The following is a 19,695-nucleotide window of genomic DNA, read 5'->3' on the forward strand; positions in this document are numbered from 1 at the left end:
AGGCTCGGGAATCGCCTTGTCGAGTGTGGCGGCAATCGTTTCCGCGATCGAGGTGGAGAAGAAATCATAGATCTCGATCATCGCCCGGTTGTTGGAGGCGGCGATGACGGCCTTGTGGAAGGCAAGGTCGCGTTCGATGAAGCCTGCCGGATCGCCGCCTTCATAATTGCCACGTTCGGCAAGCAATGCGCGAAGCCCGGCGATGATGTCGGGTGTCTTGCGGATGGCGACGAGCCGCGCGCCTTCGACATCGAGCGCGCAGCGCGCCTCGAACTGGTCGCGCAGGCTGGCGCGCCGCGCCATGGTGAGCGGTCGGCTGCTATCGGTTGTCGAAAGCACATAGGTGCCGGAGCCCTGCCGCGTTTCCAGAAGGCCCTGCGAGACGAGAACGCGCACTGCCTCGCGCACAGTGCCTCGACTGACCGACAGCATAGCCGAAAGCGATGCCTCATTCGGCAGTTTCTCGCCGACAGCCCAGCGCTTGGCGAGTATCTCGCTGCGGATCGCTTCGGTGGCCGTGTCGGCAAGATTGGTCTTATTGAGGGGTTGCATGAGCATTATTCATAAAGTCATCGGATGACTTTATGAATAATGCCATTCCGCTCGAGCGTCAACGGGGCAAAGAAAGCAATAAAAAAGGGCCGCTTTCGCGACCCTTTCCATGAGGTTTGGCCTGTAACTGGCCCGGACCGTCTTGTGCGATCCTAGGAAGGTGGGGTTTTAGAGCGAGGGCTGCCTCGCTTTCATCACCACTTCCATGCCCATTACGAGGTCCGAAAACTCATTAGACATTGGATCACCTTCCTTTCGTTACGTTGATAATGATCTAAAGTTAGGCCGATTCCCTGTAGATGCAAGAAAAAATCGCACGCCTTAAATTTAGCCGGTGTCCGGTTATGTCTTTCAATTATCGGACTTTCCGCCATTGCGATCACGCAATCCATATTGCTTTTGCTGAAAGTGATCCTGGGCGGCGTCAAGAATTCGTCATCTTCGCCTTGCAAATCGGGTAGCTGTTAAGCCGTTATTAGCCATAGCGTCAGACAATCCAAGACGTTTTCAGCATTCCTGCCGCAGCAGGCGGCGGGCCGGAGCAAGAGCATGTGTCGCTGGGCAGCCTATCGCGGAGACCCCCTCTATCTGGAGGAGCTGGTATCTTCGCCCGCCCATTCCTTGATCGAGCAATCCCATTGTGCCACCCGCGCCAAGACGGCGACGAATGGCGATGGTTTCGGCATTGCCTGGTATGGTGACCGGCCTGAGCCGGGCCGCTACCGCGATATCCTGCCGGCATGGTCCGACTGTAATCTGAAGAGCCTGGCGCGGCAGATCCGTTCGCCGCTGTTCCTAGCCCATGTTAGGGCAGCGACCGGCGGCGGCACACGGCGCGACAACTGCCATCCCTTCACGTATGAAACCTGGTCCTTCATGCATAACGGCCAGATCTCCGGCTTCGAGCGTCTGCGTCGGCCGATGGAGACCATGCTGGATGACGAACTCTTCAATGCCCGCAGTGGCACGACGGATTCCGAGCTTCTGTTCCTCCTCGCTCTGCAGTTCGGCCTTCGGGATGCGCCGATCGCCGCTGTGGCCCAGACCATCGCCTTCGTCGAAGGCCTGGCGGAAAATATTCTGGGCTCCGTAGTGCTGCGCTTCACCGCGGCCTTCTCGGACGGCAAGTCTCTTTACGCGGTCCGCTATGCCACCGACCATAAGGCGCCGACGCTCTATGCCTCGCCGCTTGCCAAGGGCTACTGCCTCGTCTCCGAGCCGTTGAATGATGATGGTGATGCCTGGCAGGAAATACCCGATGGGAGTGCTGTGATCGTCAGCGCCGATGGTCTTGGGATCACATCTTTCCAGCCTGAAAAACGTACGTCCGCAAGGCCAGAGCCCGTCTCTATTCCTGCTTAAGTCGTTCGGCGATGAGCGCCGCCAGCCGATCCGCTACCTCGTCCTTGGTAAGATCGGGCCACTGCTCGATGCCGTCGCGGCGGATGAGTTTTACGCTGTTGCGCGTGCCCCCCATAATGCCGGTTGAAGGCGATACGTCATTGGCGACGATCACGTCAGCACCCTTGCGCTCCAGCTTCAGCTTGGCATTGGCCTCGACATCCTGTGTCTCTGCTGCAAAGCCAATTACCAGTTTAGGACGCGTTGTGTGATGGCCGACGGTCTTGAGAATATCCGGGTTCTCCGTCAGCGCCAGCGTGGGAATAGATTCGCCTGGATGCTTCTTGAGCTTCTGGTCGGCGGCCGAAGCCACCCGCCAGTCGGCGACCGCAGCCACCATGACGGCGACATCGGCGGGAAGGGCAGCGAGTACGGCGTCGCGCATCTCTTCGGCTCGCTCGACATGCACCATCCTGACGCCGGCAGGATCAGGAATGGTTACCGGGCCGGACACCAGCGTCACATCCGCGCCGAGCCGCGCCAGCGCTGCGGCAATGGCATGGCCCTGCCGGCCGGAGGAGCGGTTGGCAATGTAGCGCACCGGATCGATCGGCTCATGCGTCGGACCTGAAGTGACGATCGCCTTTTTGCCGGCAAGCGGTTTCGGACCATCATCGAGCAGCGCGTCGGCGGCCGCGGCGATTTCCAGCGGTTCAGCCATACGGCCCGTACCGGTCTCCCGGCTTTCCGCCATCTCGCCGGCGACAGGACCGACGAAGCGGATACCGTCGCGCCGCAATGTCTCGATATTGCGTTTCGTCGCCGGATGCGCCCACATTTTCGGGTTCATGGCGGGGGCGGCAAGCACCGGCCGGTCGGTGGCGAGCAGCACGGTGGAAGCGAGGTCATCGGCAAGCCCATGCGCCATCTTCGCCATAAGATCGGCGGTTGCAGGTGCGATCAGCACCAGATCGCAGTCGCGCGCCAGCCGGATATGGCCCACATCCTGCTCGTCCTGCCGCGAAAAGAGATCGGTAAAGACATGGTCGGCCGCGAGCGCGCCGACGGCAAGCGAGGTCACGAATTCCTGCGAACCCTTCGTCATGATCGGCCGCACGGAAGCGCCGCGTTCCCGCAGGCGTCGGATAAGATCGAGGCTCTTGTAGGCGGCGATGCCGCCCGAGATGATGAGGAGGATGCGTTTGCCGCTGAGAGCCATGGTTTTTTCCGCCGCTTCTTTGACTGGGCAAAACCCTAAGCCTTTGGCAGAAAACATGCAATCGCGGCACTCAGGCTTGTTTGACCCGCTTCGGCGTGAAGATCGCAATCGCCATGCCGACGCCGATCAGCTGGAGGATGGCGCCACCGGCTTCGGGCACGGTCGGCATGCGCTGTTCGAACAGAAAGCCGTAGAAAAGGCCAAAGACGGTTTCTGCGACGATCAACTGGGCGGCAAGCGCAAGCGGCAGAAGGCGCGAGGCAATCATCCAGCACAGCGTGGCAAGCCACGAGCCGGCAATGCCCATGATTGTCGCCCAAAGCACGAAGTGAAAGGTCTGCGTGCCGGTGAAGCTGACAGTCTCCCCGAGCGAGGTGAAGGGCAGGAGAACGAGTGCGCCGATGCCGGCGCCGATCCCCTGCAGGGCAGTCCAGTGTATGGCGCTTGGCGCATCCTGCGACTGCATGACCGCAGCGCTCATCATGCCATAGGCGACCCAGAGCGCCAGTCCGATCAGCGCAGCGACGATGCCGAGCAGGATTTCCGGTTGATCGCTGGCGGATGTCGTGGCGAAGATCGAGACATTCACCCAGCCGATGCCGGCAGCTATCAGGATCAGCGGTAGTGCCAGTGTTCTCCAGTCGATGGACCGGTCCCTGAGATTGGCGATGATGGCAAGCAGTACAGGCATCGTGCCGATGACGAGCGGTGGGATGGCGGTGCCTGCGTAACGCACGGCATAGGAAATACTCATGAAATAACCGACATAACCGATGCTGCCGAGCGCAATGCCGGTCAGAACAAGCGACCGCCGCAAACCCACCGGACGAAAGCGCGGATTGATCATCAGGATAAGACTGACGACGGCAAAAAGCCCGTAGCGTGCCACGGTCAGGTCGATCGCCGTATAGGGCGCGACGACACGCGGGGCGACAAAGCTTAGCCCCCATAGCGCACAGGTGGCCAGACCGCAGAGGATGCCGATCAGCATGTGAAACTCCGAAGAGATGGGACTGGGCTCCGGCAGGAAAGGGATGTGGAGCGGTCGCGAAGAAATATCGCCTAGCCGATATGCCCTATCACGGGTGGAAACAAGAGTCTGCCTGCGACATCGCGGAGACAGGCTTGGCAAAACGAGTCCAAATTGCTGCTTTTATGTCATCAATCATATGACGCAAGCGCACTTCAGTCAAAGATAGTGCGGCAGCATAGTGGGCCAACCCAAATAAAGGAGTTGCCCCATGTTTGCTGTAACCGGAATGACAGGCCAGGTCGGCGCCGCCGTTGCCGATCACTTGCTGAAGGATGGCGCCACGGTCCGCGCCGTCGTAAGAAATCCCGAAAAGGCCGCCGGCTGGAAAGAGCGGGGCTGCGAGATCGCTGTCGCCGACATGAACGACGCTGTATCGTTGACATCAGCGTTCAGAGGCGCGGAAGGTGTTTTTCTCGTCATCCCGCCGCTTTTTGATCCCGCTCCGGGCTTCCCGGAGGTGAAAGGCATGCTGGCAACACTGAAGACCGCACTTGAGGCTGCAAGGCCCGGGAAGCTCGTCTGCCTGTCGACGGTCGGCGCACAGGCCACGCAGCCGAACCTGTTGAGCCAGCTCGGCATCGTCGAGAAGGAGCTTTCGACACTCTCCATCCCGGTCGCTTTCCTGCGCGCCGCCTGGTTCATGGAAAACGCCGCCTGGGATGTAGCGCCCGCACGCGAAACCGGCGTCATCCCGAGCTTCCTTCAGCCGCTAGACCGTGCCGTGCCGATGATTGCCGTGGATGATATCGGCGGGCTCGGTGCGAAGATGCTGCGCGAGAACTGGCAGGATGCGCGCGTGGCGGAATTGGAAGCGCAGGAGCGCGTCAGCCCGGCCATGATTGCCGCCGCCTTCGCCAAGGCGCTCGGCAAGCCGGTGACGGCGGAAGTCGTGCCGCAGGAAAGCTGGGAAGAGCTGTTCCGTGCCCAAGGCATGAAGAACCCCGAGCCTCGCATGCGCATGCTCGACGGCTTCAACGAAGGCTGGATCGATTTCGAGGGCGGTCGTGAGAAATCGCTGAAGGGGGCGAGCCGCATCGAAACGGTGATCCGCCGCCTCGTCGCCGGCGCGTAAGCGAAAAGGCCGCGGTCAAAAGAAACCGCGGCCATTGCTTGAGACCCTGATATCAAGGGGGCTTAGAGGTTGCTCATGCCGCCGTCGATGATCAGTTCGCTGCCGACGATATAGACAGCCTCATCCGAGGCGAAGAAGACGATGGTCTTGGCGACTTCGCTAGCATCGCCGAAGCGGCCGACCGGGATCTGCGACTGGATCTGGGAAGCCATCGCCTTGGAATCGGCTTCCGACATGCCGAGTTTGCCATAGAGCGGCGTGGCGATCGGGCCGGGGCTGACGGCGTTGACACGGATGCCGCGACCGATCAGCTCGCCGGACAACGTCTTGGCAAGCGTCAGCAGCGCACCCTTCGTCAGCGAGTAGACGCTCGAATTCGGCATGCCGATATGCGCATTGATCGAAGTATTGAGCACGATCGAAGCCTTCCTCGAGAAGATCGGCAGCAAGGCCTGGATCAGGAAGTAGGGGCCTTTGACATTGATTGCGAAAGACTTGTCGAAAGCGGCTTCGCTCCAGCCCTCGACAGGGCCGAATTCGGCAATGCCGGCATTGACGAAGAGGATGTCGAGCGTGCCGAAGGCGTTCTTCACCGTTTCGGCGACGGCGGCCTGACCGGCGACATTGCCGGCATCGGCCTGGATGACGAGAACCTTGTCGCCGAGTTCGGCGCGAGCGGCTTCCACGCTCTTTGCACTGCTGCCGGTAATGGCCACACGTGCGCCTTCGGCGATGAACTGGCGGGCGGTTTCAAGGCCGATGCCGCTGGTGCCGCCGGTAATCAGGGCTGTCTTGTTTGCGAGGCGAGTCATTGTCGTATTCCTTCGGGGTTCTTTTGGCGTTTGACGCTTTTGATGCTGAGAGAATGCAGGAGGAAGCCGGCGCGATAGTCTGTTCGTTTCAGGAAGCATCATCAACCTGTAACGGACAATAGCGCCGTAGCCATCAGGTGCGGGTGATCGAGGCGCCGCCGTCGACCAATGTCGCCGTGCCGGTGACGAAGCTTGCATCGTCGGAGGCGAGGTAGAGCACGGAGCGAGCCAGCTCTTCCGGTGCTGCAACACGCTTCAGCGCATGAAGGTTGGTGATGAAGGCCTGCTTGTCCGATGTATCGTTCATTTCGCGGTACATGTCCGTATCGACTGCACCCGGCAGGATGGCGTTGACGCGAACATTCTGCGGACCGTATTCGGCAGCCAGCGCCTGCGTCAGGCCGATGAGGCCGGACTTGCTGGCAGCATAGGCGGCAACACCGGGGAAGGCGAAGCTATAGCCGACAAAAGTCGAGGTGAAGACGACCGAGCCGCCGCCATGCTTGATCATTTCGGCAATCTGGTGCTTGGCGGCAAGGAAGGAAGCCGTCAGGTTGATCGTCAGGGTATCGCTGAAGCCCGCTTCGGAGACTTCCGTACTCGGGCCGGCTTCGCCAAGCGTACCGGCATTGTTGAAGGCGATGTCGAGCTTGCCGTAGTTTTCAACGGCAGCTGCGACCAGCGCCTTGTGATAGGCTTCCGAGCGGACGTCACCGGCAACGGCAACGGCAGCACCACCAGCAGCCTTGATCTCGTTGACGAGGCTGTCGAGTTCGGCCTGGCGGCGGGCACCAACGACGACCTTGGCGCCTTCGGCAGCAAAAAGCTTGGCGGTCACACGGCCGATGCCCGAGCTCGCGCCGGTGACGATTGCGACTTTGTTGATCAGACGATTCATTGTTCCATCTCCTGAATGTGGGTTGGACCGGCAGAGGCCGTCCGGTTTCGATGACTGGAAGATGGCATTCTTCTTTCGTTCGGATTAGTCTCCTGATCGCAGAGTTCGAATTCGGAAAAACCGAACGATGATGAAGATTGAGGGGATCGCGGCTTTTGTTGCCGTAGTGGAGGGGGGCTCGGTGAGCGAAGCCGCCCGGCGGCTGCGTCTGTCGAAGTCGGTCGTCAGCGAAAGACTGGCGGAACTGGAAAAGACATTGGGCGCCATGCTCGTCCACCGCACCACACGCAAGCTGACCTTGACGGAGGATGGAGCCGCCTTTTTGGAGCGCGCCGGGCGCATCGTCCGCGAGATGGAAGACGCCGCGGCCGATATGGCCGAGCGCCGCGGCACGCTTTCCGGCCCGCTGCGCATCGCCGCCCCGGTCACCTTTGGCCGCCTGCATCTAGGCCCGGCCCTCTATCCCTTCCTCAAGGCGCATCCGCAGATCGCCCTGACGCTGGATATGGATGACAGGCGCGTCGATCCGGCCTCGGATGGTTATGACGCGATCATCCGCCACGGCGCCATCGCCGATTCACGACTGGTCGCCTGGAAGCTTGCCCGCAGCCGCCGGCTGCTGGTCGCCTCGCCCGATTATATCGAACGTCACGGCAAGCCTGCCTCCTTGTCCGATCTCAACGGCCATCGCGGCATTTTCTACACCAATCGTGGTGTCGCCGACTGGCGCTTCCAGACGGGTGAGGGCACCGTCATCATCCGCGCGATGCTTGGCCTCGGCATCAACAATGGCGACATGCTGCATGACGCTGCGATCGAGGGTCTCGGCATCGCACTTCTGCCAGCCTTCATTGCCGGCCCCACTGTTCATGACGGTCGCCTGATAGAGATCGATGTCGGTGCCAGGCCGGAGCCGGAATTCATCTACATGGCCCATCCCGAGGGCCGAAACCCTTCCGCCAAGCTGCGCGCCATCGCCGATCATCTGAAAAAGACCTTTGGCGATCCGCCCTATTGGGATCCGGACTGCTAATTCAGAAGGCCCATGAGATTTTCGGTCACGGGTGAGCGCTGGCTGCGCAGCACCGCAAGTGCCAGCCGCGCCACGGCCGGCGGTCCTTCTATCGGCCGGTAGGCGACGCCGGCAAGTTTGATCTGGGAAATCGAGGCAGGTACGATCGAGACGCCAAGATCGGCCGCAACGAGGTTAACGACCGAGGAGATCTGCGGCGCCTCCTGAGCGACCTTCAGGTCGAAACCCGCCTCTCGGCAAGCGCGCACCACGTCGTCATAGAGACTGAGGCCGACGAGACGTGGGAAGAGGATGAAAGGCTCCTTCGCCAGCAAGGCGAGCGGCAGCGTCTTCCGTTTGGCCAGCGGGTGGCTGGCCGGTAGGGCGACGACCATAGGTTCGTCCGGCAGGCGTTTCAGCCTGATGCCATCGGGATCGTCGAGGCCAGGTCGCATAAAGGTCGCATCCAATTCTCCGCGTTCCAGCTTCTGCATCAGGCCGAGCGTATTCATCTCCGTCAGCGACAGCTGCACATCCGGCCATCGGGCCTGAAAGCGACGGATCGTGGTGCTGACGATGGGATTGAAGGCGGAGGAGGCGGTGAAGCCAAGCGACAGCCGGCCGGTCTCGCCGCGATTGGCGCTCTGCGCTGCAAGTCGTGCCTTTTCAGCTGCCGCAAGCGACGCCTTCGCCTCCGGCAGAAAGGCCGTGCCGGCCGCCGTCAGCTCCGCCCCATGCGGCACGCGATGGAAGAGCATAGCGCCGATTTCGGTCTCGAGATCGCGGATCTGCTGGCTGAGCGGCGGTTGGCCGATACCGAGGCGCGCGGCCGCCCGCGTGAAATTACCCTCTTCGGCCACCGCCAGAAAATACCGCAGATGCCGCAACTCCATCGCTATCTCCAAAACCTATCAGGATTGCCAGTTTCATATATTGGACAAATGGAGGCGTGCTGACTAGATCGGAGGCAGGAAGGAACTGATAATGTCCGACTCTGCAATCCAAGACGTTGCCGGCCTGCAAACGACTGAAGGAAATCACCGAGAAAATTATCTCACGCGTGGCACCGGCGCTTATCGCCGCGCGAGCCTGGCGCTCTTCCTCTCGGGCTTCGCCACCTTCTCGCTGCTCTACTGCGTGCAGCCGCTATTGCCGATTTTTTCGCAGGAATTTGCCGTCAGCCCGGCCGAAAGTTCGCTGGCGCTGTCGCTCTCCACCGGGTTCCTGGCGATCGCCATCGTCTGCGCCGCCGCCGTCTCGGAAGGGCTTAGCCGGCGCAGCCTCATGTCGATCTCACTGGTCGGCGCTGCCCTACTGACAATCGCCACCGCCTTTGCGCCGAACTGGCATCTGATGCTGGTCATCCGCGCGCTGCAGGGCTTCGTGCTCGGCGGTGTTCCGGCCGTTGCCATGGCCTATCTCGCGGAGGAAATCGACCCGCGCGGCCTTGGCGCCACCATGGGCCTCTATGTCGGCGGCACGGCCTTCGGCGGCATGTCGGGACGCGTGCTGACGGGCATCTTCGCCGAATATCTCTCCTGGCGGCCGGCTCTGTTCCTGATCGGCGCCATCGGCCTTGCCGCCGCGATCGGCTTTATCGCGCTGCTGCCGCCTTCGCGCAATTTCGTCCGCCGCGCCGGCTTTGATCCCCAGTTCCACTTGAAGGCTTGGTTCGGGCATCTCAGCAATCCGGCTCTGCCCTTCATCTTCGCCATCGCCTTCTTCGCGATGGGATCCTTCGTGACGATCTACAACTACGCCGGCTTCCGTCTCGTCGCGCCGCCTTACGAACTGAACCAGACCGAACTCGGCCTGATCTTCACCGTGTACTTGTTCGGTATCGGCGCCTCCTCCGTCGGTGGCATTCTGGGCGATCGGCTTGGCCATTTTACCGTGCTCCTGGGCGGCATCGTCATCATTGCAGCAGGCTGCGCTTTGACGCTGTCGGCCTCCCTGCCGCTCATCATCCTCGGCATCATCTTGCTGACCAGCGGTTTCTTCATGAGCCATTCGGTAGCAAGTGGTCTGGTCGGTAAACTCGCCGCCGGCACCAAGGGTCACGCCTCGTCACTCTACATGCTCGCCTATTACGTCGGCTCCAGCGTCATGGGCTCGGCCGGCGGCTGGTTCTGGGCGATGGGGGGATGGGCGGCGGTGGTGATCTTCACGGTGACCATGATGGCATTCGCTCTCCTGTCAGCACTAGCCGCGCGCCGGCTCGCTCGGCGCCCGTCTTGACTTCCGGCCTGTGACGATTAATTTAACTCAAAGGTTAAATACGAGTCGGAGGACAATCGTGAAGAAAACCTATCATGGGAGCTGCCATTGCGGCGCCATCGCCTATGAAGCCGGGCTCGACCTTTCGGCCGGCACCTTCAAGTGCAATTGCTCGATCTGCCGCAAGAAGCGCAGCTGGCTGGCGATCGTGCAGCCGGCCGATTTCCGGCTGGTGTCAGGCCGCGATCATTTGCGGGAATATCTCTTCGGCTCCGGCTCTATCCATCACCTTTTCTGCGAGAATTGCGGCGTGGCTTCCTTTGCCCGCAACGACAACGAGACGATCGGCCTCTTCATCGCCGTCGCCGTCAGTTGCCTCGATGATGCCAGCGCCGAAGAGCTTGCCGCGGCCCCGATTACCTATTTTGATGGCATGCGTGATCGCTATGACGCCGCGCCGGCCGAGACGCGGCATCTCTGACGACGGCCTTCAGTCAAGCCGGATATAGGGCACGTCCTTCTTTGCCACTTCGTCCAGCGCCTCGTCATAACCGGCATCGGCATAACGCATGACGCCGAGCGCCGTATCGTTGGACAGCGCATGGTCGAGGCGCTCGTCGGCAGCTCCCGAGCCGTCGGCAACGACCGTGACGCCGCAGCTCGTCATGTAACCGGCATAACCGCCGCCGCCTGAATGGACGACGACGAGATCGGCCATCGAGGAGCAGAGCATCATCGCATCGATGAGCGGCCAGTCGGCGATGGCATCCGAACCATCCTTCATCCGCTCGGTCATGATGTTCGGATGCGCCATGGCGCCAGCATCGAGATGGTCCCGCGAGAAGGCGACTGGACCCTTGAGCTCGCCATTGGCGACCAGTTCGTTGACTCGCCGCGCCAGCGCCGTACGCTCGCCGTGGCCGAGCCAGGCGATACGTGCTGGCAGACCCTCGAAGGGAATATGCTCGCGCGCCAGCCGGATCCAGTTGGTGATGATCTTGTTGTCGGGAAACATCTCGAGCAGCAGATCGTCGATACGGGCGATATCGCTCTCCTCGCCCGAAAGTGCCATCCACCGGAACGGGCCGATGGCGCGGGCAAAGAGCGGTCGCAGATAGGCTTCCGTGAAGATCGGGATATCGAAGGCATTGGCGACGCCACCCTCGCGGGCCTGCGTACGGATGAGATTGCCGTTGTCGAAGACCTCAGAGCCGCGCTTCTGGAATTCCAGCATCGCGGTGACGTGCTCGACGATCGAGGCGCGGCTCGCAGCCATCAGTTGGCCCTGGCCGTCATCGCGTAGGCCCTTCACCTGATCGATGCTCATGCCCTTCGGCACATAGCCGTAGACGAGATCATGCGCCGAGGTCTGGTCGGTGACGACATCGGGCACGATGCCGCGCCGCGCAATTTCCGGATAGATCTCGGCCGCATTGCCGACGAGACCGACAGAGAGCGCGCGCTTTTCCTTGACCGCTGCATCGATCATCGCAAGTGCGCTGTCGAGATCGGGCGCGATCTCCTGCAGATAACCGATCTGCTGGCGCTTGCGGGCGCGTTCTGGATCGATATCGACGCAGAGGATGGCAGCTCCAGCCATGCGGCCGGCAAGCGGCTGCGCGCCACCCATGCCGCCGAGCCCGGCCGTCAGCACGAAACGGCCATGGAGATCACCGCCGAAACGGCGCTCGGCAATGCGCATGAATATCTCATAGGTGCCCTGGATGACGCCCTGGCTGCCGATATATTGCCAGGCGCCGGCCGTCAGCCCGCCCCAGCAGATCAGGCCCTTGCGCTGCAGCTCATAGAAGACCTCGGCCTTCGCCCACTGGCCGACGATGTTGCAGTTCGCCATGATGACGAGCGGCGCCTTGGCATGCGTCTTCACGAGGCCGATCGGCTTGCCGGACTGGATGAGCAGCGTTTGGTCCTCGTCCATTTCGATGAGCGCCCTGACGATGCCGCGATGCGCCGACCAGTTGCGCGCCGCCTTGCCGAGAGCGGCATAGACCACGAGATTATCGGGGTCCTCGCCGACCGAGAGCACGTTTTCCAGAAGCCGCAGCAGCGCTTCCTGCCGCCAGCCCTTGGCGCGCAGCTCCGGCCCGCCGGGAATCGGAAATTTCGGATGGCGTGGATTGGCCTTCGGCATCTTGGGCTCCTCGTCGTTTCGTCATCGGCGCCTTGAAGGCACCGGTTCACTCACTTGGCCGGCATCGGTTCCACATAGGCAAGCGCGGCGTCGATGAGCCGCCGCCGCATGGCATCGTCGCCATAGACATCGGCATTGGCGCGTACCCAGCCATGCATGATCCGTTCGCCCGACAGCATCTGGATCACGCCCGGCAAAGCCAGTGCCCAGCCGTCGTTACCCTTGCCGAGACGCAGCAACATGCCATCCTGGCGCGCGCAGCAGAGCAGGTTGCCGTTGAGCATGAAAGCCCAGCCGCCGAACATGGATTTTTCGCTCAGCCCCTGTCGGTCGCCGAGTTCCTCGCGCATCAGTTCTTCCAGGCCGGGATCGCGTGCCATGGCTCAGGCCCCCGTCTCCAGTGCATAGCGTGCGATCTCGATGCCCATCGCCTTTTCGACAGGCGGATAGACGGTCGGATCGAGCACGCTGGCCGAGAGCGGAATGATGTCCTTCGGCACATGCAGGATAAAGACATGCATGCCACCTTTGAGCTGCCCGACGGAGAGCGGCTCGCCCTCCTCGGAGAGGGTGGTAATGACGGCCGGGAAGGTTGCGACGCGCCTGCCGTCGACATCGTCGACAGCCATATATTCGTTCATCACATGCAGGGTCACGGCCTTGTCGCCGGCGCCGACCGTGATCGTGCCGATGTCGAAGGCTTCCTTCGTATAGACCACATCCTTCTTGGTGATTGTACCCTCGGCCAGGATATGGCCGCCCGTCGTCTTGCAGATCGCGTCGATGATCGCCGATCCACCCCTTTTTTCGGCTTCTATGATCGCCTCACCAAGCTTCAGCGCCATCGAGATGCCGCCGAGCGCGGCATTCTTGCGGACATAGGAGGCGCGCAGCGGATTGCGGCAGCTGGCAATGAAGCCGCCGGACTGATCGGCCGCCGCCCGCAGCACCGGCGAAATCTTCGCCGTCGCGCCTTTGACGACCAACTCGATATAGCGGTTTTCAGCCCGGTTGCCGCCAACGGCTGTCTGGATCATCTGTTCCGGCGAACCGGCCATGCCGATCGAGCCCATGTCGCCGGTTGGATGGGCGCGGATATCGCCCACCGCATCCACGACCTTGGTGCCGAGGATGGCAGAAGGCAGCCAGCCGTTCAGCGTCGAGGACTTGCCGTTCTGGCCGATAATGAGGCCGGAGAGCTTTTCGCCAAGCGCCTCCTGCAGAAGCTGCACGGCTTTCACATAGTCGATACCCTGCATTTCCCAGGGCGTGGTTGAGGCCGGCGCGCCTATGGCAGCGGCCGTCGCGATCCAGTCGTTGTCGCCGAGTTCCTCAATGGAGACGAGTTCAGGCTTGCCGACATTGACGGCGGCGTAACCCAGCATACGACCATGATCGGCCCAGCCACCGCCGCCGGCGGCATAGACGGAACCGCCCTTGACGGCAGCTTCCACGTCCTTCTCAACCAGTATGCGTCCCATTATCCTTCTCCGTCGTAAGTGTCCTGTCCATTTCGCGCACCGCCTCGAAAAGCACGGCGGCGCCGAGCGCTATGTCGTCATTTTCAGCCCATTCATCCGGGGAGTGGCTGCGGCCTTCCCGGCAAGGCACGAAGATCATCGCGGCCGGCGCCACGCGGGCGATCCAGGCCGTATCGTGGCCCGCACCCGAGGCCATGAAGCGGTGTTTGGCGCCGACAGTCTCGCAGGCCCGTTCCAAAGTCGAGAGCAGGCCCTTGTCGCTTGGTGTCGGGAAATTGTCGGAGATGCGGTTCGGGGGCGCGATCGTCACGCCAAAGGCCAGAGCGAGCTTTTCCGTATGGCCGTCCAGCCAGCGGCAAAAGGCTTCCATGTCGGCGCGGATTTCGGCCCGCCCATCGATCAGCAGCACGACACGCGACGGCACGACATTGGCGGCATTCGGCTCGATGCGGAATTCGCCGACGGTCGCTGCAAAATGGCCGGGCGTCTTGGCAAGCTCGCTTGCGGCATTGCGGATATCGAGCACGATTTGCGAAGCGGCAACCAGCGCATCGGCGCGAGAATCCATCGGTGTCGTGCCGGCATGATCGGCGCGACCCTCGACGGTGATCTCGATACGGGTAATGCCTGATATCGCCGTGACGATGCCGATATCCTTACGCTCATTTTCAAGGACGGGCCCCTGTTCGATGTGCAATTCCAGAAAGCCGGCAATGTCGGGCTTGTTCTCATGCGTGAGCACGCCCGGTGACCCGCCGACCTCGGCAATCGCTTCGGCAAGATCGCGGCCTTCGACCCTGCGAGAGAGCCATGCCTGCGGCAATTGCGCGGTCATGCCGCGGCTGCCGACGCAGGAAACCCCGAAAATGCTGACCTCCTCGGCCAGGAAATCGACGATCTCCAGATCATGGTCGAGATGGATCTCCTGTTCGCGCAGCGCCCGCGCAACTTCGAGTGCCGCAGCAACGCCGGCAATGCCATCGAAACGCCCGCCATCGGGCACCGTATCGGAATGCGAGCCGAGCATGATGATGCCCGAGCCCGGTTTTGCGCCTTCGCGCCGGCCGATGAGATTTCCTGATGCGTCGATGCGGGTATCGAGGCCGATCGCCCGCATGCGCGCCTCCAGATAGGCGCGGCCTTCAAGGAAAAGCGGTGAAAAAGCCCGCCGCGTCCAGGGATGCCCCGGCTCGGTGATGGTGGAAAGGGCTTCGATATCGGCTGAGATCCGGCCGGGATTGACGGGCAGGTTGCGGCTCATGCCAGCACCTGTCGTGGAAGCGGGCGCACGAAACGACCGGTGCCGGGTTCGGCCAGAACCTTCGAGCCCTCGGTGATCTTTTCGCCGCGCAGCCAGGCGGCGGAAACCGTCCACGGCAGGCGGATGCCGTTATAGGGGCTCCAGCCGACGACATTGTTGCCGCTGGACGAGGCGTCGTAGACCATCTCCTTCGGCTCGAGCACGACGATGTCGGCATCTTTGCCCGGCGTTAGCGCGCCCTTGATATGCTCAAGACGGAAGTGCTTCGCCGGATTTTCGGCCATAAGCTTCGCTGCCCAGGTCAGGGGAACGCCGCGTTCCAGCGCGCCCTTGACGAAAAGCGGCACCATGACTTCCAGACCCGGAACACCTGATGCATTTGCCAGCATATCCGCATTGGTCTTGCGGTTTTCCGACCAGCTCACGTGATCAGTCGAAACCAGCCAGACATTGCCTTCGGTGACCTTGCGCCAGAGCGCCTCGACTTCGGCGCGCGGCCGCACCGGCGGATTGATCTTCGCCTTGCCGCCGAGCCGCTTCACATCGTTTTCTTCATCGAGCGTGAGGTAGTGAATGCAGCATTCCACCGTCGCTTCGAAGCCGTCGCGGCGATAGGCCCGCGCGATGTCGTAACCGCGTCCGAGCGAGCAATGTACGACATGGGACGGGCAGCCGGTATTGGCGCCAGTCTCGAAGATCGTGTGCATGGCAAGCAGCTCGGTGATCGGCGGGCGCGACAGGCCGTGCGCCCGCCAGTCGGTAATGCCGCTCGCCTTCACCTGCTCCATATAGGTGCGGACCGCCTCGTCATCCTCGTTGTGCACGCCGGCCGTCAGCCCGGTCGGGGCGATGGCCGCAAAGCAGGCGTCGAGCAGGGCGGGCGGAATGCGCGGGAAACGTTTGGGATCGGTGCCGAAGGTCGAGAACTTGAAGGCGGCAACACCTGCCTCCACCATCTCGGCGATACGCGCAGCACCTTCCTCGGGATCGACGGTGCCGTAAAGCGCAAAATCGACCCGTGCCTGCGGACCGGCATGATCGACCTTCTTCTTCACGGCTGCTGCCGAGCAGACAAGATTGCCTTCGTCGTAGGGCATGTCGACGATGGTGGTGACACCACCGGCAGCGGCCGAACGCGTCGACCAGATGAAATCCTCCTGGTCCTTCTGGGAGAGCGAGTGGACCTGCGCGTCGATTGCGCCCGGTAGGATCAATGCCTTGCCGAGCAGGTACCGTTCTTTGGCCGCAGGCGGCACGCCGATACCGACTTCCGCGATCTTTCCGTCGTAAACGGCGACATAACCGCCTTCGACAATGCGCTCCGGCAACACCACTGTGCCCTGCAGAACGAGATCGAAATCCATGCCGCGTCTCCCTCGATAGGTCGAAATTCAGATGATGGCCGGTTCCCGCGTCAGCCGTTCCTCGATGCGCTCCAGCGAACCGAGTGCAAAGAAATCGTCGAAGGAGGCAATCGGCACCTGCTCGATCAGCTTGGAGAGGAATGCATCCGAGCCAAGTTCCTCTTCGATCGCCTCGACCTCGGACGAAAGCGGCCGGTCGACCGTATAGAAGGCCGCATGTTTGCGCACGACCTCATAGAGCATGCCGGCTACACCCTTCGGCGTATCGCCGATAATATCGATCGCTTGTGCCGAAAGCAGGGCTTCCAGCGCGGCAAGACGCTTCAGCGCCCGCATCTGCCGGTCGAAACGCTCGATGACGAGCGGCAGGAAGGCCGCCTCGTCCTCAAGGCCTGCCGCAACGACGAGCGACTGCGCCGAAACCGGGTTCGACATGGAGAGTACGCGCGAAAAGATTTCGCCTGCAAGCTTGATGATTGGTCCGAAGCCGGTCGCGATGCGGCCGGGTGGCACGAGATTGACCGGCAGGCCGCGCCGCTGGCCATTGCCGAGCAGGACACAGCGGTTGAAGGCGTTGCGCGCCGCATGCGCCATGCAGAGCGCCGCCGATTCCAGCAGGATGGTCACATCGAGCGGCAGTGAGCCGCCCGATGTCATCACGCGTCCCTCGACGACGACGGGATTGTCGTCGGAGCGGCCGGTGGCGGCGAGAATCTTATGGCCGGTCGAAAGCAGGTTCTCGATAACGGCACCAAAGACCTGGGCGATCATGCGTAGGCTGAGCGCATCCTGCACATGGGTTGCGACCGGCCATTCCCATTCGTCCGAGGCGTTGCACAGCCAGGCGCCGATCAGCGCCTCTCGCGCCGTGCCAACATGGCGCACTGCCCGCCAGGGATCGCGCGATGCGCCAAGCGCGCCTGAGGCCATCATGCCGGTTGCCAGCAGCACACGGATTGATGCGGCGGCATTGCGTGTCGTTTCGGCGGCGGCGGCAAAGCTGACGGCGTTGACGCTGAGCGAGGCGAGGCTGTCGCGCGGCGCCATTTTCACGGGCTCCATGCCCGCTGCCTGGAAGGCTTCGGCCGCCTGCATGCGGTTGCCGCGATAGATCGCCTCGCCGACGCCTGTCAGCACTGCGCCGATCTGGCCCATCAGGCCGATATCGGCGCAGCCGATCGAGCCGGTGCGGCGCACGACCGGAATGAGATCTGCCTTCAGCATGCGCATGTAGGCGTCGATGAGATCGGGCGTGCAGCCGACCTGGCCGGTCAGCGCCGTGTTGACGCGCATCGCCATGGCATTGCGCACGACATTGCAGGAAAAAGGTGTGCCGGTGCCGAAGTGATGGGCGCGCACGAGGCCGAGATTGAAAGCGTCGAGTTCGTCAGGCGACCACTCGACATCCTTCATGGCACCGACGCCCGTGGTCGCCCCATAGACTGGCATGCCGGATTCGATCGCATCCTCGACGATCGAACGCGCGATCTTCACGCGCTGCATACCGATTTCCGAGGCCGAAAGCGCAACCTTGCCGGAGCCGATCCTCATCATCTCGGCAAAGCTGAAGGGCTGGCCGCTCAGTTCGATTCCGGGGCGTTCATGCTTCATGTGCTCATCTCCATGGAGGCGAGACTAAGCGAGCCTCACATCCGGCGGGATATCCCAAATGCCGAACACATCATGCTTTTGTTACTTCCCGATCAGCTCAGTATCCAGGCAATATAGAGAAGCGTGAGCGCAATGATCCAGAGGGCCGCTTTGGCCGAGCGGTTGTGGCGGGCTTCCGCCTTGCCGATAGCCTCGGCCGTCTGCTCGTCGAAGCGCAATCCATGTTCGCTCATATGCAGAAGCTGATGGTGAAATTTCTCTGTCTGGGCGGCGATTTCGGGCGCGGCTTCGGCGAGCTTCACGGCCGCCTTCAGCCCATCCTTGAGATCGGTGACGATGCGCTTGGGGCCGAGATTGTTCTTGATCCAGTCGCCGACGACCGGCTCGGACGCCTTCCACATGTTGAAGCGCGGATTGAGCATGCGCGAGACGCCTTCGACGACGACCATCGTCTTCTGCAGCATGACGAGCTCGGGCCGCGTCTGCATGTCGAAAAGTTCGGTGACCTCGAAAAGCAGCGTCAGCAGCTTGCCCATCGAGATCGTCTCGGCCGGCTGGCCGTGGATCGGCTCGCCGATCGCCCGGATTGCCTGAGCAAAACTCTCGACATTGTGGTGACCGGGTACATAGCCCGCCTCAAAATGCACTTCCGCCACCCGGATATAGTCGCGGGTGATGAAGCCGTAGAGGATTTCGGCAAGGAAGCGGCGCTCCTTCTTCCCGAGACGCCCAACAATGCCCATGTCGACGGCAACGATCATGCCGCCGGAATCGACGAAGAGGTTGCCCGGATGCATGTCGGCATGGAAAAAACCGTCGCGCAGCGTATGGCGCAGGAATGACTGGATCAGCGTGTCCGCAAGCTCATTGAGATCATGGCCGGCAGCCCGCAGCCCTTCGACATCGGACATTTTGACGCCGTCGATCCACTCCATGGTGATGACGTCGCGGCCTGTGCGCTCCCAGTCCACCTTCGGCACGCGGAAGCCGGGATCCTTCTCGGTATTCTCGGCAATCTCGGAAAGGGCAGCCGCCTCAAGGCGCAGGTCCATCTCCACTTTGGTGGTCTGTTCCAGCGTTTTCGTCACCTCGACAGGCCGCAGGCGGCGGCTGGCCGGCATGAAGCGTTCCTGCATATGGGCGACGAGATACATCGCCTCGATATCATGGGCAAACCGTGCCCGGACACCGGGCCGCACGACCTTGACGGCGACCTTCTTGGGTCCTGTCGGCGTATCGACCTCGGCCGGATGCACCTGCGCAATGGAGGCTGCCGCAATCGGATCGCCGAAGCTTGCGTAGAGATCAGTAATCGATCGTCCGAGCGAGCCTTCGATATTGGCCTTGGCGGCTGCTGCCGGGAAAAAGGCCATCCGGTCCTGAAGCTGTGACAGGTCGTCGGCGAACTCGACACCGACGACGTCAGGGCGCGTCGCAAGGAACTGGCCGATCTTCACATAGGATGGACCGAGCCGCTCGACAGCCTGTGCCAGCCGGTCGCTGCGCTTCTGATGCTTGCTGCGCTTGCGCGCAAACATGCCGACAAAGGATTTTGCCAGGCTCACGGATGGCGGCAGGCCTTCCGAAGGCAGCGCCGAAATGACGCCTTCACGCACCAGAATCCAGCCGACCCTTACGAGCCTGAAATATGCCCCGAAAGCACTCATGCG

18 protein-coding genes are annotated in these 19,695 nt (G+C 62.0%); 5 read left to right on the forward strand and 13 right to left on the reverse strand.

Features of this window, described 5'->3' with window-relative positions; translation table 11 throughout:
• A partial coding sequence (locus PMI11_RS06790; RefSeq protein WP_037070855.1) for a FadR/GntR family transcriptional regulator occupies positions 1-552 on the reverse strand: 552 nt, incomplete at its 3' end.
• 549 nt (positions 553-1,101) lie between these two features.
• On the opposite strand from PMI11_RS06790, the gene PMI11_RS06795 reads away from it, so the two are divergent.
• Positions 1,102-1,914: a class II glutamine amidotransferase gene (locus PMI11_RS06795; protein ID WP_007814826.1), complete on the forward strand. Its 813-nt coding sequence runs from the start codon at positions 1,102-1,104 to the stop codon at positions 1,912-1,914.
• Here the strand turns inward: PMI11_RS06795 and coaBC are convergent.
• On the reverse strand, positions 1,901-3,112 hold the full coding sequence (gene coaBC, locus PMI11_RS06800; RefSeq protein ID WP_007814828.1) for a bifunctional phosphopantothenoylcysteine decarboxylase/phosphopantothenate--cysteine ligase CoaBC: 1,212 nt from the start codon (positions 3,110-3,112) through the stop codon (positions 1,901-1,903). The two genes, PMI11_RS06795 and coaBC, sit on opposite strands and share 14 nt — an antisense overlap.
• 70 nt (positions 3,113-3,182) lie before the next feature.
• Positions 3,183-4,103 (reverse strand): DMT family transporter, encoded by a 921-nt coding sequence (locus PMI11_RS06805; RefSeq protein ID WP_007814830.1) that lies wholly within the window; start codon positions 4,101-4,103, stop codon positions 3,183-3,185.
• A gap of 250 nt (positions 4,104-4,353) precedes the next feature.
• Between PMI11_RS06805 and PMI11_RS06810 the strand changes: the two genes are divergently transcribed.
• Positions 4,354-5,217, forward strand: coding sequence for an NmrA family NAD(P)-binding protein (locus PMI11_RS06810; protein ID WP_007814832.1), 864 nt, complete (start codon positions 4,354-4,356; stop codon positions 5,215-5,217).
• A gap of 62 nt (positions 5,218-5,279) precedes the next feature.
• Here PMI11_RS06810 and PMI11_RS06815 read toward each other — a convergent pair whose 3' ends face one another.
• Positions 5,280-6,029: an SDR family oxidoreductase gene (locus PMI11_RS06815; RefSeq protein WP_007814835.1), complete on the reverse strand. Its 750-nt coding sequence runs from the start codon at positions 6,027-6,029 to the stop codon at positions 5,280-5,282.
• A gap of 133 nt (positions 6,030-6,162) precedes the next feature.
• Positions 6,163-6,927 carry an SDR family oxidoreductase gene (locus PMI11_RS06820; protein WP_007814837.1) on the reverse strand — a complete coding sequence of 255 codons (765 nt, stop codon included), beginning with the start codon at positions 6,925-6,927 and terminating at the stop codon, positions 6,163-6,165.
• Between the two features lie 127 nt (positions 6,928-7,054).
• Here PMI11_RS06820 and PMI11_RS06825 point away from each other — a divergent pair, with 127 nt between their 5' ends.
• A complete protein-coding gene (locus PMI11_RS06825) occupies positions 7,055-7,960 on the forward strand; it encodes a LysR family transcriptional regulator (protein ID WP_007814839.1) in 906 nt (301 codons plus the stop codon).
• On the opposite strand, the gene PMI11_RS06830 is transcribed toward PMI11_RS06825, so the two are convergent.
• Positions 7,957-8,832 carry a LysR family transcriptional regulator gene (locus PMI11_RS06830; protein ID WP_007814841.1) on the reverse strand — a complete coding sequence of 292 codons (876 nt, stop codon included), beginning with the start codon at positions 8,830-8,832 and terminating at the stop codon, positions 7,957-7,959. The genes PMI11_RS06825 and PMI11_RS06830 overlap by 4 nt on opposite strands.
• 91 nt (positions 8,833-8,923) lie before the next feature.
• Between PMI11_RS06830 and PMI11_RS06835 the strand changes: the two genes are divergently transcribed.
• Both PMI11_RS06835 and PMI11_RS06840 read left to right on the forward strand, forming a co-directional pair.
• Positions 8,924-10,177 (forward strand): MFS transporter, encoded by a 1,254-nt coding sequence (locus PMI11_RS06835; RefSeq protein ID WP_007814844.1) that lies wholly within the window; start codon positions 8,924-8,926, stop codon positions 10,175-10,177.
• A gap of 58 nt (positions 10,178-10,235) precedes the next feature.
• Positions 10,236-10,637 carry a GFA family protein gene (locus tag PMI11_RS06840; protein WP_007814845.1) on the forward strand — a complete coding sequence of 134 codons (402 nt, stop codon included), beginning with the start codon at positions 10,236-10,238 and terminating at the stop codon, positions 10,635-10,637.
• A gap of 9 nt (positions 10,638-10,646) precedes the next feature.
• On the opposite strand, the gene PMI11_RS06845 is transcribed toward PMI11_RS06840, so the two are convergent.
• The 7 genes from PMI11_RS06845 to ubiB all read right to left on the reverse strand — a co-directional run bounded on the left by PMI11_RS06845 (position 10,647) and on the right by ubiB (position 19,692).
• Positions 10,647-12,308 (reverse strand): urocanate hydratase, encoded by a 1,662-nt coding sequence (locus PMI11_RS06845; protein WP_007814847.1) that lies wholly within the window; start codon positions 12,306-12,308, stop codon positions 10,647-10,649.
• A 50-nt stretch (positions 12,309-12,358) separates the two neighbouring features.
• Positions 12,359-12,688, reverse strand: a complete 330-nt coding sequence (locus PMI11_RS06850; protein WP_007814849.1) for a TfoX/Sxy family protein — start codon at positions 12,686-12,688, stop codon at positions 12,359-12,361.
• A gap of 3 nt (positions 12,689-12,691) precedes the next feature.
• The gene (locus PMI11_RS06855) at positions 12,692-13,789 is read right to left on the reverse strand and encodes a DUF917 domain-containing protein (protein ID WP_007814851.1); all 1,098 of its coding nucleotides are present in this window, start codon (positions 13,787-13,789) and stop codon (positions 12,692-12,694) included.
• The gene (locus tag PMI11_RS06860) at positions 13,770-15,050 is read right to left on the reverse strand and encodes a Zn-dependent hydrolase (RefSeq protein WP_007814853.1); all 1,281 of its coding nucleotides are present in this window, start codon (positions 15,048-15,050) and stop codon (positions 13,770-13,772) included. Before PMI11_RS06860 ends, PMI11_RS06855 begins: the two co-directional genes overlap by 20 nt.
• Entirely contained in the window at positions 15,047-16,414 is a 1,368-nt protein-coding gene (locus tag PMI11_RS06865; RefSeq protein ID WP_007814854.1) for a dihydroorotase, read from the reverse strand. The genes PMI11_RS06860 and PMI11_RS06865 overlap by 4 nt, the downstream gene beginning before the upstream one ends.
• A 27-nt stretch (positions 16,415-16,441) precedes the next feature.
• Positions 16,442-18,025 carry an aromatic amino acid lyase gene (locus PMI11_RS06870; protein ID WP_007814856.1) on the reverse strand — a complete coding sequence of 528 codons (1,584 nt, stop codon included), beginning with the start codon at positions 18,023-18,025 and terminating at the stop codon, positions 16,442-16,444.
• Between the two features lie 92 nt (positions 18,026-18,117).
• A complete protein-coding gene (gene ubiB, locus PMI11_RS06875) occupies positions 18,118-19,692 on the reverse strand; it encodes a 2-polyprenylphenol 6-hydroxylase (protein WP_007814858.1) in 1,575 nt (524 codons plus the stop codon).
• Positions 19,693-19,695 lie beyond the last annotated feature (3 nt).

The organism is Rhizobium sp. CF142, assembly GCF_000281145.1.
GTDB lineage: Bacteria > Pseudomonadota > Alphaproteobacteria > Rhizobiales > Rhizobiaceae > Rhizobium.